This window comes from Tetragenococcus solitarius NBRC 100494 (genome assembly GCF_001544195.1).
GTDB lineage: Bacteria > Bacillota > Bacilli > Lactobacillales > Enterococcaceae > Tetragenococcus > Tetragenococcus solitarius.
Genome location: NZ_BCPY01000001.1, coordinates 82,243 through 94,575, shown reverse-complemented (window position 1 = coordinate 94,575; position 12,333 = coordinate 82,243). Strand labels below are relative to the sequence as shown.

The 12,333-nt window shown below is 37.0% G+C and carries 9 protein-coding genes, 1 pseudogene and 2 riboswitches; all 10 genes and pseudogenes read left to right on the top strand.

Annotated features, from left to right (window positions below):
• The 10 genes and pseudogenes from TS1_RS00400 (at position 1) to wecB (ending at position 11,925) form a co-directional block, all read left to right on the top strand.
• Positions 1–693: a beta/alpha barrel domain-containing protein gene (locus TS1_RS00400; RefSeq protein ID WP_068706677.1), complete on the top strand. Its 693-nt coding sequence runs from the start codon at positions 1–3 to the stop codon at positions 691–693.
• A 253-nt stretch (positions 694–946) separates the two neighbouring features.
• Positions 947–2,695, top strand: coding sequence for a sensor histidine kinase (locus TS1_RS00395; protein ID WP_068706675.1), 1,749 nt, complete (start codon positions 947–949; stop codon positions 2,693–2,695).
• A complete protein-coding gene (locus TS1_RS00390) occupies positions 2,696–3,424 on the top strand; it encodes a LytTR family transcriptional regulator DNA-binding domain-containing protein (RefSeq protein WP_068706673.1) in 729 nt (242 codons plus the stop codon). It abuts the gene before it with no gap.
• 156 nt (positions 3,425–3,580) lie between these two features.
• Complete coding sequence (locus TS1_RS00385) at positions 3,581–5,080, top strand: carbon starvation CstA family protein (protein WP_068706671.1); 1,500 nt, start codon at positions 3,581–3,583, stop codon at positions 5,078–5,080.
• A 136-nt stretch (positions 5,081–5,216) separates the two neighbouring features.
• Positions 5,217–5,313: riboswitch (purine riboswitch) on the top strand.
• A gap of 61 nt (positions 5,314–5,374) precedes the next feature.
• The gene (locus TS1_RS00380; RefSeq protein ID WP_068706669.1) at positions 5,375–5,956 is read left to right on the top strand and encodes a xanthine phosphoribosyltransferase; all 582 of its coding nucleotides are present in this window, start codon (positions 5,375–5,377) and stop codon (positions 5,954–5,956) included.
• Between the two features lie 348 nt (positions 5,957–6,304).
• A complete protein-coding gene (purK, locus tag TS1_RS00375) occupies positions 6,305–7,393 on the top strand; it encodes a 5-(carboxyamino)imidazole ribonucleotide synthase (RefSeq protein WP_068706799.1) in 1,089 nt (362 codons plus the stop codon).
• 15 nt (positions 7,394–7,408) lie between these two features.
• The gene (gene purB / locus TS1_RS00370) at positions 7,409–8,707 is read left to right on the top strand and encodes an adenylosuccinate lyase (RefSeq protein WP_068706666.1); all 1,299 of its coding nucleotides are present in this window, start codon (positions 7,409–7,411) and stop codon (positions 8,705–8,707) included.
• 12 nt (positions 8,708–8,719) lie between these two features.
• Positions 8,720–9,634, top strand: a pseudogene (locus TS1_RS00365) (aldo/keto reductase).
• Positions 9,635–9,787: 153 nt separating this feature from the next.
• A complete protein-coding gene (gene guaC, locus TS1_RS00360) occupies positions 9,788–10,765 on the top strand; it encodes a GMP reductase (RefSeq protein ID WP_083498211.1) in 978 nt (325 codons plus the stop codon).
• Between the two features lie 50 nt (positions 10,766–10,815).
• Positions 10,816–11,925, top strand: a complete 1,110-nt coding sequence (gene wecB / locus TS1_RS00355; protein ID WP_068706661.1) for a non-hydrolyzing UDP-N-acetylglucosamine 2-epimerase — start codon at positions 10,816–10,818, stop codon at positions 11,923–11,925.
• A 75-nt stretch (positions 11,926–12,000) separates the two neighbouring features.
• Positions 12,001–12,173: riboswitch (M-box (ykoK) riboswitch) on the top strand.
• Positions 12,174–12,333: the final 160 nt, after the last annotated feature.

The following is a 12,333-nucleotide window of genomic DNA, read 5'->3' as shown; positions in this document are numbered from 1 at the left end:
ATGAGTGACCAATTTATCCCCAATATTACGACTGAATTGAGAAAAGATATTGTCAAGGTGCCTGAAGCTATCCAAGAGGCAAGCGGGATTATCGTGTTTGGAAAGAAAATTCGCTCGATTATTTATACCACGGATATCGCAATTATTCGCAATACGGACGCAAATGCGGTGATTGCTGTTTATCCTTTTACTCCCCATCCAGCGATTACAAAAAGTATCATTGAAGCTGCTGATATTCCTGTTTTTTCGGGAGTAGGAGGCGGTTTAACTCAAGGGTCTAGAGCAAATTATATGAGCCTTTTTGCAGAAGCGCAAGGCTCGATTGGTGTGGTCTTAAATGGGCCTACTCCAGTTGACACGGTCAAAGAGGTTTGTCAGATAGTGGATATTCCGGTAGTTAGCACCGTAACTAGTGCTTATTCGTTAATCGAAGAAAAATTAGAATGCGGCGTGAAAATGATTAACATTAGCGCAGGAAAGAAAACACCTGAAGTAGTCGCTTACTTTCGTAAAAGGTATTCTGAGCTACCAATTATGGCTACAGGCGGACCAGATGATACCAGTATTCGTAAAACAATCCAAGCGGGTGCTAACGCGATCACTTATACACCGCCTTCAAATGGAGAGTTATTTAGTAAAAAAATGGATATTTATCGTCAACAGGAACTCGATAAGTACGAAGAACTGCATTGATGTTTTACTCATTTATAAGTTTTACTGAAAAATTTAGTTGTTATTTTGCTGGTAAGCTGTTTGTATAGATAAACAGTTTATAGGCTATCGTTCATTCATATTTAAAAATATTTCAACGACAAATAACCGTCTTTTCGCTGCAGAAAAAGGCGGTTATTTGTTATTATAATACTTAAAAAGCTTGTCGGTTATGGACGTAATTATATTGAAGCACTATAATGAATATAGTAAAAAGAGGAGAAAGGAGTGGCTCATGGTTTCCCTATTTATCTTACTTCTCGAACGTGTCGGACTTATCATTTTGATCGCTTACTTGTTACTAAATATTTCTTCATTTAAACAAAGATTGACAAATCGTAGAAGATGGTCAACACAATGTTTGTTGGTTCTAATTTTTGGTTTATTTGCAACACTTTCAAATTTTAGCGGAATAGAAATTTCACAAGGACAAATTCTTTCAAGTACCTCGTTATGGTCGTTATCTGAGGAATCTTCTTTAGTTAACACACGTGCATTAACGATTGGTATATCCGGTATGATGGGCGGACCGATTGTAGGCGTTCTTGTGGGAGTAATCTCTGGAGCTATCCGGTTTATTCAAGGAGGACTTGACCCGCTGACTTATGTGGTGTCTTCCGTACTTATTGGTTTGGTTGCTGGTTTGTATGGCCAAAAGTTTATCAAAAAAGAAAGTTTTCCTTCGCCAATAAAAGGCGGAGTTATGGGAATTGTTGGAGAAATGATTCAAATGGCATGTATTCTTTTATTTAGTAGTTCAACGGCAGATGCTTGGCAACTAGTACAGTTTATTGTTCTGCCAATGACGCTAATTAACAGTTTTGGTGTCGCTGTTTTTTTGTCAATTATTCATGCAGCTCAAAAACAAGAAATACAAGCTCGAGCTGTTCAGACACATGATGTATTACAATTAGCGAACGCGACTCTTCCTTACTTTCGAGCTGGCTTGGATGAGCAGTCCTGCAAAAAAGCGGCTGAGGTAATTCGTAAATTTATGAAAGTTTCTGCCGTAAGTATTACTGATAAACAACAAATTCTTGCTCATGTAGGATTGGGCAGTGATCATCATCGACCTTCATATAAGATTATTACCGATTTATCTCATGATGTTTTGCGAACTGGCGAAATCAAGGAAGCGCATTCTCGCGAAGAAATTGGCTGTGGTGTTGCTGATTGTCCGCTTGAAGCTGCTATTGTTATCCCTTTGAAAATTGCTAGGAAGACCATTGGTACATTAAAGTTATATTTTGAAAACGCAGATGAGTTAACTTTTGTTGAGCGACAATTGGCTGAGGGATTAGGAAATATCTTTTCCAGCCAAATCGAGTTAGGAGAAGCAGAAGTACATGCTAGATTACTACAGGATGCAGAGATAAAGTCTTTACAGGCTCAAGTAAATCCTCACTTCTTTTTTAATGCGATTAATACTATATCGGCACTCATACGTGTAGATAGCGAACAAGCAAGAAAGTTATTATTACGTTTAAGCCAATTCTTCCGTTCAAATTTACAAGGAGCACGAAAAAAACTCATTTCTCTTGATAAAGAACTTGAGCATGTAAAAGCTTATCAATCTTTAGAACAAGCCCGTTTTCCCAAACGTTATACTGTTTTCTTTGAAATAGAAAGTGGCTTAGAAAATATTGCTGTTCCACCATTTATCATACAGATTTTAGTTGAAAATGCTTTTAAGCATGCTTTTAGTTCAAGAAAAGAAGGGAATCAGGTTTGGATTAAAGTTGTAAAAAAGGCAAATCAAGCTCGTATTCAGGTAGAAGATAACGGTGTAGGCCTATCAGAAGAAATTTTAAATCAAATAGGTAAAGAAGTGCTTCCTTCACAAAAGGGTACAGGATCGGCTTTGGCAAATTTGAACCAGCGATTAATTAGTTTATTTGGCGAAGAATCAATGCTTTCTTTCAAATCAACCCAAGAGGGTACTTGCGTATCCTGTCTAATTCCTATCAAAAAGGAGAGCGATTAAATGGACGTCCTATTAGTTGACGATGAAGCCTTAGCTCGCAATGAATTAAAGTATTTGCTAAACCAATGTGAAGGTGTTTTTTCAATTACAGAAGCTAGTACAGTTCAAGAAGCTTTGGAAATTTTACTTACAGAGTCGATTGATATTGCTTTTTTGGATATCCAATTGACGAATGAGTCTGGCTTGGATTTGGCAGACAAAATGGCGAAAATGTCACATCCGCCTGCCTTTGTTTTTGCGACAGCATATGATGAATATGCGATTGAAGCTTTTGAAAAAGATGCACAGGATTATATTTTGAAACCATTTGAACTAAAACGAGTACAAGAGGCAGTAAGGCGCGTGCAATCGCGTTTTGGGCTTAAACATACAGCTAGCAAAGAAAAACAAGAAGCTCTAACAAAGAAAAATGTACCTATTCAAGAAAAAGATCGAATTGTGATGGTAAATATAAACGATATCTTAGCGTTAGAAGTATCAAGGGGAGAAACCAAGGTCTATACAAAAGAAAAAGTATACCATACACAATCTTCCTTATCTGATTGGGAACAAAAATTAGATTCGCCGGACTTTATGCGAGTCCATCGCTCTTTTATTGTTAAGGTAGATGCAATTAAAGAGATTCAGCCATGGTTTAATCATACTTATCAATTAACAATTACAGATGAGTTAAAAGTTCCAGTCAGTCGTTCTTATATTAAAAAATTTAAGGAAAAGGTAGGGATATAAGTTTATTTTGTTTTGTGAAAAAATAATTATAGAGTGCATCTGAAACATGCAGGACTGCAAGTCAGCCTGCTTTTTTGCTATTTAGGGATGAAAGCGATTTATTTGCCTTTTCATTGTTTATACTTGATGTGTAAAAACAAACAAGGAGGGCAATCAATGATAACATTAATCGGTGGAATAGGGTTATTAATTTTAGGGTATATTTTTTATGGTACTTACATCGAAAAGAACTTTCAAATCAAGCCTGAACGAGTTACTCCAGCTAAAGCTTTGCAAGATGGCTATGATTTTGTTCCTATGTCAAAGTCAAAAAATGCGATTATAGAATTGTTAAATATTGCTGGAACGGGTCCTATTTTTGGTCCTATTATGGGGGCTCTTTATGGTCCAGTGGCTTATTTATGGATTGTATTAGGTTGTATTTTTGCTGGGGGCGTTCATGATTATATGATTGGTATGATTTCATTACGGAATAATGGCGCTCATTTGCCAGAACTGGCAAGTAAATACTTAGGAAAACCTGTGAAACACGTAGTTAATATTTTTGCAATGTTGCTTTTGTTGCTGGTTGGCACTGTTTTTGTAAGTTCACCGGCAAATTTAATTGCAGATATCACGCCCAGCTGGCTGACAGTCGGGATTATTACAGCGTTAATCTTTGTTTATTACTTGATTTCAACCGTATTGCCAATTGATAAGGCGCTTGGAAAGGTTTTTCCTATTTTTGGTGCGATTTTGATTGTCAGTACACTTGCCATAGGAATTAGTTTGTTATTTAGCGGTCACGATATTCCCAATTTAAGTGTACAAACAATGAATAATTTTCATCCCGAAGGAACAGCTATTTTTCCAGCATTGTTCTTTACTATTTCTTGTGGTGCTTTATCGGGCTTTCATGCAACGCAAGCACCAATGGTTTCGCGCACTACAGAAGGAGAGCGAGAAGGACGGTTTACTTTTTATGGTATGATGGTCGGTGAAGGTATTATTGCTATGATTTGGGCAGCGGCTTCTATGACACTCTTTGATGGACAAACGTTAAGTGCAATTATTAATGCGGGAACACCTTCGGCTGTAGTAAACGAAGTTTCTATCCTACTTCTTGGAAATGTTTTAGGAACCATTGCGATTATTGGTGTTATTGTTCTGCCAATTTCTTCCGGCTTGTCGGCATTTAGAAGTTGTCGAACAATTTTAGCGGATTATATCGGGATGAAGCAAGATAAAATCAAAAAGGTTTTACTAGTTGCTGTGCCTCTATTTGTTATTTCTTTTGTATTAACTCAAATTGATTTTAATATTTTGTGGCGCTATTTTAACTGGGCAAACCAAGTAACAGCAGTCATTTCATTACTAGTCTCGACACGGTATCTCTTTTTGAAGGGAAGAAATTATTTTGTTACATTGATTCCTGGTTCTTTCATGCTATATGCTTGTATCGTTTATATCCTCAGTGAACCTATTGGTTTGCAAATGGGATTAACTCCATTATCTTATGCTCTAGGCGGAGTGTTAACCTTAGGTGTTCTCTGGTTATTCTGGCAAACAGGTTTGAAACAAAAAGCTTCTCTTTCGCCTGATAGTCAGCTGTTGAATGATCAGTGGCCAATCCAAACTTTTCTCAAAAATAAAGAAGCTTCTGAGTTAGGAAAATAGTCATTTTTTAATAGAGCAGACACTAAATGATGAAAAACAGCACTTTGACATATTATTAAAGCGCTGTTTTTTATTTTTTGTTAGAAAATAACTGAGCAATACTTGTAATTTATTCGATTCGCAGGCATAATGTTGATAAGTAATTTAAATTTATACTTATATATAGCCGTAATCGGTCGGCTGTTTCTACCCAATACCGTAAATATTGGTCTATAAGTCAAAAATATGTCTATTTGCATACTTTTTTGCTTTGTCCAAAAAGGGTGCTTTTTTAATTGAAAAAGGAGAGTAAGAATGGAAGAATTGGTTCGTCGTATACAAAAAGATGGAAATGTTTTATCTGAAGGTGTTTTAAAAGTCGATAGTTTCATCACACACCAAGTCGATCCGGATTTAATGAAACGTATCGGAGCAAGATTAGCAGAAGTTTTTGCCAAAAAGAAAATCACTAAGGTCGTGACTATTGAAGCTTCTGGTATTGGCCCTGCAATATATACGGCACAAAGTTTAGAAGTCCCTATGATCTTTGCTCGTAAAGCTAAAAGTTTAACAATGAACGAAGAACTGTTGACTAGTTCGGTTTATTCTTTCACTAAACAAGTATCAAGCACTATCTCTATTTCAAGGAAGTTTCTTAGCGAACAAGATCGTGTATTAATTGTAGATGATTTCTTAGCTAATGGTCAAGCAGCTAAAGGATTAATTGAGCTATGTCAACAAGCTGGCGCTCAGGTTGAAGGAATCGGCATTGTCATTGAAAAAGGTTTTCAAACAGGTCGACAATTATTAGAAGACATGGACGTACCGGTTGTTTCATTGGCACGTATTGCTTCTTTAAATGATGGAAAAGTTTCATTTAAAGAAGCTGATGCTTAATTTTTAATATTGTTTTTATAGAATGATTCGACCAGCTAAACTTCATCTTTGTTTAGTTGGTTATTTATTGTTTAATAAAAATTAATGGCTGAGTTATTGTACTTACTATATAAGCCTACAAGTAATAAGCGTTCACTTAAAGGGTTGGTGTGACAGCCTTAAAATTAAAGCTAGGATAAGTAGTTTTGATGGGGTTTCCGATAATTATTATTGAACTATTTTAGTTTTAGAAAAAAATTTCTTTTAACTATTGCGTGCCTACTTGCGGCTGTCGAATTTTCAAGGTATCATTTACAAGTAGAAGCCAAACAATTATGGAAAGTAGGGATCAACTTGGTCAGACCTTTGATGCCAGGTGGAACAATTGGGATTGTCGGCGGAGGACAGTTGGGCAAAATGATGACAATCAGTGCAAAAAATATGGGGTTTCATGTGGGAGTTTTAGACCCGGTAAATGATTGTCCAACTGCGCAGCTAGCCGATTGGCATATCGTTGCTGATTGTGACGATGTACTTGCTTTAGAAGCCTTGGCAAAGCGAAGTGATATTGTCACTTACGAAACAAGCAAAATTGGCGTAGAAAGTTTAAATGCTGTCATTGATTCAGCAAATGTTCCGCAAGGTACGGACCTGCTAGCCATCACACAAGATCGGCTGATGGAAATATCCTTTTTAGAAACAAATAATGTTGTTATCCCGCCTTATGAGACAATTATTAGTCCTACCGATATTCAAGAAGCCATTGATAGCATTGGTTTTCCTTGTGTGTTAAAAGTCACACGTGATTCTGAACAACAGAATATTTTAAATAGTATGTCAGACTTGGCCCCTTCGATGGGCTTACTTAGGGAAGGAACTTGTGTACTGGAAGCTTTAATTCCTGTAAAAAAACAGCTGTCAGTTTTAGTTGCTGGAAACGGTCAAGAGTATACAACCTTTCCAGTAACGGAAACCATTTATCGGGATGGAATTTTATTTGAAACCATTGCTTCTGCCGATATTGCCGAGGAAGTTTCTGATGAGGTAAAACGGATTGGTATACAAATTGGAGAAGCACTAGCTTTGCATGGGGTTTTAGCAATTGATATGGTTTTGACTGAATCCGGTAGCATTTATACGATTAAATTGACGCCTCGACCACACAGTGTTGGAAATTATACGATTGATGTTTGCAATATGAGCCAGTTCGATGCCCATATTCGAGGTGTTTGCGGCTGGCCTTTAGGAGAGGTTCAACTCTTTAGTAAAGCAGTAACAGTCAATATTTTAGGTACAGCGTTAAGCACTAGTTTTAGACTGATTCCTGAAAAAAAAGATTGGAATTTTTACTATTATGGAAAAAAGCGGACAGTTAATCATAGAAAAATGGGGCATATCACTATTCCAACAACGACGCCCGAACGGGTTTTAAGTGAAATTGATGGTACAAATTTGTAATAAAAGGAGAAAAGCATGTTAGGACGATATACACGTAAAGAGATGGGAAGCATTTGGTCGGACGAAAATCGCTATAATGCTTGGTTGAAAGTTGAAATTTTAGCTGATGAAGCTTGGGCAGAGTTAGGAGAAGTTCCGCAGGAAGACGTTAGAAAAATTAAGGAGAACGCTTCTTTTGATGTTTCACGAATCCAAGAGATTGAAGAACAGACCAAACATGACGTTGTAAGTTTTACCCGCGCCGTTTCTGAAACTTTGGGTGAGGAAAGTAAATGGATTCACTATGGACTGACTTCTACTGACGTGGTAGATACAGCTTATGGTTACCTAATGAAACAAGCCAATGAAATTTTACGTCAAGACTTAAAGACGTTTGCCAAAACGATCGAAGAAAAAGCAAAAGCCCATAAATATACAGTAATGATGGGACGAACCCATGGCGTCCACGCTGAACCTACTACTTTTGGTTTGAAACTTGCTTTATGGTATGCTGAAGTTAAACGACATATCGAACGTTTTGAACATGCTGCTAGTGGAGTGGAAGCTGGGAAAATTAGCGGTGCTGTAGGAACATTTGCTAATATTCCACCATTTGTTGAACAATATGTATGTGATAAGCTAGGAATACGCGCTCAAGATATTTCAACGCAAGTTTTACCGCGCGATCTACATGCTGAATATATCGCTAGTATGGCATTAATTGCCACTAGCATCGAAAAATTTGGAACAGAGATTCGTGGTTTACAAAAATCAGAAACGCGAGAAGTCGAAGAATTTTTCTCTCAAGGTCAAAAGGGTTCTTCTGCTATGCCCCATAAAAGAAACCCAATTGGTTCAGAAAATATGGCTGGTTTGGCTCGTGTGATGCGAGGACATATGATCACGGCTTATGAAGATGTTTCATTATGGCATGAACGGGATATTTCTCATTCCTCAGCTGAGCGGATAATTATTCCAGACACAACGATTTTACTGGACTATATGTTAGTAAGGTTTACGAATATATTAAAAAATCTTACTATACTCCCAGAAAATATGAAAAGAAATATGGGAGCTACTTACGGATTGATTTATAGCCAGCAAGTACTGCTAAAATTAATTGATCATGGGATGACAAGAGAAGAAGCTTATGATTTAATTCAGCCGAAAACAGCAGAGGCTTGGGACAATGGGATTAGTTTTCGTTCTTTATTGGAAAAAGACGAAAAGATTACCAATGTTTTATCTGACAAAGAAATTGATGATGCTTTTGATTACCATTATCATCTAAAACATGTAGATGATCTTTTTAGACGTGTAGGGTTAGATAGCTAAGGAGTGACTAACATGAAACAAGTGACATTTGGTTCTACAGGAATTAAGCTGCCAAGTATCATTTTAGGCTGTATGCGGATGAACTCTGCTGCAGATCCTGCAAAAGTGATACAAACAGCTGTTGATAACGGAATTACTTTTTTTGATCATGCAGATATATATGGTAAGGGCGAATGCGAGCAGATATTTGCAAAAAATCTAGCAAAAACTTCTATCAAACGAGAAGATCTATTTATTCAATCAAAATGTGGTATTGTTCCAGGTGAAATGTATGATTTCTCAAAAGAACATGTCATTGAAGCGGTTGATGGCAGTCTAAAAAGACTGCAGACAGACTATCTGGATTCTTTGCTTTTACATCGTCCGGATGCTTTGATGGAACCTGAAGAAGTGGCGGCGGCTTTTGATGAACTGGCTACCCAAGGAAAAGTTCGACATTTTGGTGTAAGTAATCATAATCCAGCACAAATCAAACTGTTGCAAAGTGTGGTTAAGCAACCATTAGTTGCCAATCAATTACAATTTGGTTTAATGCATACGGGAATGATTGATGAAGGCTTATACGTTAACCGGAAAGAAGAACAAGCGAATGTACGTGACGGTGAGATTTTAGAATTTTCTCGTTTAGAGAACATGACGATTCAGGCATAGCCGCCTTATCAAGCTAGTTCCGTTAAAGAAGTCTTTATCGGAAATGAACGGTTCCCGGAATTAAATCAAAAATTAAACGAACTAGCTGAAAAATACAACACTACGCCAAATGGACTGGCTTCTTCTTGGATATTGCGTCATCCGGCAAATATGCAGGTCATTGCAGGTACAATGAATCCAAAACGAATTGAAGAGATTGCCCAAGCTAGTCAAGTTCAACTAACAAGAAAAGATTGGTATCAACTTTATCTTGCAGCTGGAAATGATTTACCATAAAAACACAGCCGATTGTTCGTAAAAGGCGAACAATCGGCTGTTTTATTTTACTTAAATCAAGGATTCATTTGCAAAATAGGTTCATTTACGCTAAGTTGTTAAGGGTTTGAAAAAAATAACGAACAAAGCGAGATGAAATTATTTATGGTTGATATGCAAGTATTTGATTACGAAGATATTCAGTTAATACCTAATAAATGTATTGTAAATAGTCGTTCAGAGTGTGATACAAGAGCTACTTTAGGTAAGCATACTTTTAAGATGCCAGTTGTACCAGCAAATATGCAGACGATTGTCGATGAATCAATTGCTGAATTTTTGGCAGAAAAAGGCTATTTTTACATCATGCATCGTTTTGATGAACAAGCAAGAATTCCATTTATAAAAAAGATGAAGAAAAAAGGGCTGATTACTTCCATTAGTGTAGGGGTAAAAGAAGGAGAATATACTTTTATTGACGAATTAGCCAAAGAAAAGCTGATACCAGATTATATAACTATCGATATCGCTCACGGACATTCAAATTCAGTGATTGCAATGATTCAATATATCAAAAAAAGCTTACCAAAAACTTTTGTCATTGCAGGTAATGTGGGCACACCGGAAGCTGTTCGTGAATTGGAAAATGCTGGTGCTGATGCGACAAAAGTTGGAATTGGGCCCGGGAAAGTTTGTATTACGAAGCTTAAAACCGGTTTTGGTACTGGAGGTTGGCAGTTAGCCGCCTTACATTGGTGTTCTAAAGCAGCCAGAAAACCCATTATTGCTGATGGTGGTATTCGTACACATGGAGATATTGCTAAATCCGTCCGTTTCGGAGCAACCATGGTTATGATTGGCTCCTTATTTGCTGGACATGAAGAGTCTCCTGGTGAAACGAAGGTTGAAAATGGCATTGTTTATAAAGAATATTTTGGTTCTGCATCGGAATTTCAAAAGGGCGAAAAGAAAAACGTTGAAGGCAAAAAAATTTGGGTCGTTCATAAAGGATCTTTTCAAGATACTTTAGATGAGATGCAACAAGACTTGCAGTCTTCTATTTCTTACGCTGGAGGGAAAGATTTAGATTCTATTCGAACTGTAGATTACGCAATCGTAAAAAACTCGATCTTTAATGGCGATACAATTTAAAGATAGCTTGTTTTTCTTATGTCTGATAGAATGATGCTGAGGTGAAAAAGATGCCGATTAAAGTGATATCTATATTTGGCACACGGCCAGAAGCAATCAAAATGGCGCCGGTTGTCAAAGCATTAAAAAACGATGAACGCTTTTTAGCAAAAACAGTAATCACAGCTCAACATCGAGATATGCTGGATCAAGTGTTACAGATTTTTGCGATTACTCCTGATTATGATTTGAATATTATGGCTCAAGGTCAGAACTTGACGGATATCACGACCAAAGTTTTACTGGATTTACAGCCAATCTTACAAAAAGAACAGCCAGATATGGTCCTTGTTCATGGGGATACTACCACAACGTTTGCAGCTGCTACTGCTGCTTTTTATCAACAGGTAAGAATCGGACATGTAGAAGCTGGCTTACGAACATGGAATAAATATTCTCCTTTCCCTGAGGAAGCCAACAGACAGATGACAGATGTGCTAGCAGATCTGTTTTTTGCGCCAACAAAGCAAAGTAAGCAAAATCTTTTAGCCGAAAACCATCCGGAAAAATCAATTGTCATCACTGGTAATACAGCGATTGATGCGATGAAATTTACTGTAAAAAAAGATTATACTGCTCCTTCTTTAGCGCCTAGCGGAAAGCGACAGCTAGTTTTGACAATGCATCGAAGAGAAAATTTAGGAACGCCAATGTTACAAGTGTTTTCTGCTTTAAGACGAATTGCTAAAGAGTTTTCTGATGTTTCTATTGTTTTTCCTATGCATAAAAATCCCCAGGTACGAAAGTTAGCCAAAGAAAAATTATCTGATTTAAATAATGTTTCCTTAATAGAACCGTTGGATGTTATTGATTTTCATAATTTTATTGCAAACAGTTATTTAGTTTTGAGTGATTCTGGCGGTGTGCAAGAAGAAGCTCCTTCATTAGGAGTGCCAGTACTTGTTTTAAGAAGCACTACTGAGCGTCCGGAAGGAATTGAAGCAGGGACTTTAAAATTAATCGGCACACAAGAAGAAGATGTTTATCAAATAACTAAACATTTACTAGATGACGCTGATGCTCACGCAGCTATGGCACAAGCAAAAAATCCTTATGGAGATGGTTTTGCTAGCGAGTATATTTTAAATGCTATAGATAAATATTTTTATCCAGAGAAGTAAAACGTTTTGTGTTAAAAAAAAAAAGAGTTTTTTATTGACGAATATTTTTATATCTATTAGAGTGAGAGTTGAAAATAAAATAATTGTTAGGTGAGGCTCCTATACGGAAATAAGCTGCTGCCGCGAAAGAATCGAGAGACTCTTAGCTTGGTATAACATGGATGCTCGAAAAGGTCATTCACAATGCAGCTGACGATATATTCATCGTCTACGGCGTATAGTGTCAAAGCTCGACGATGGCCATAAGTTATTTGTATTACTGTGTACGCTCATTGTTGAGTAAGTGCACAGTTTTTTTATGTCAATGACGTCTTTGTTTTTCACCTGAACAATGCCCAACAGTTTGTTGAGGTTAAAGAAAGGAGTGGAATGATGGAAGATCCCCAGAGTAAATGTAAGAGAATAAAA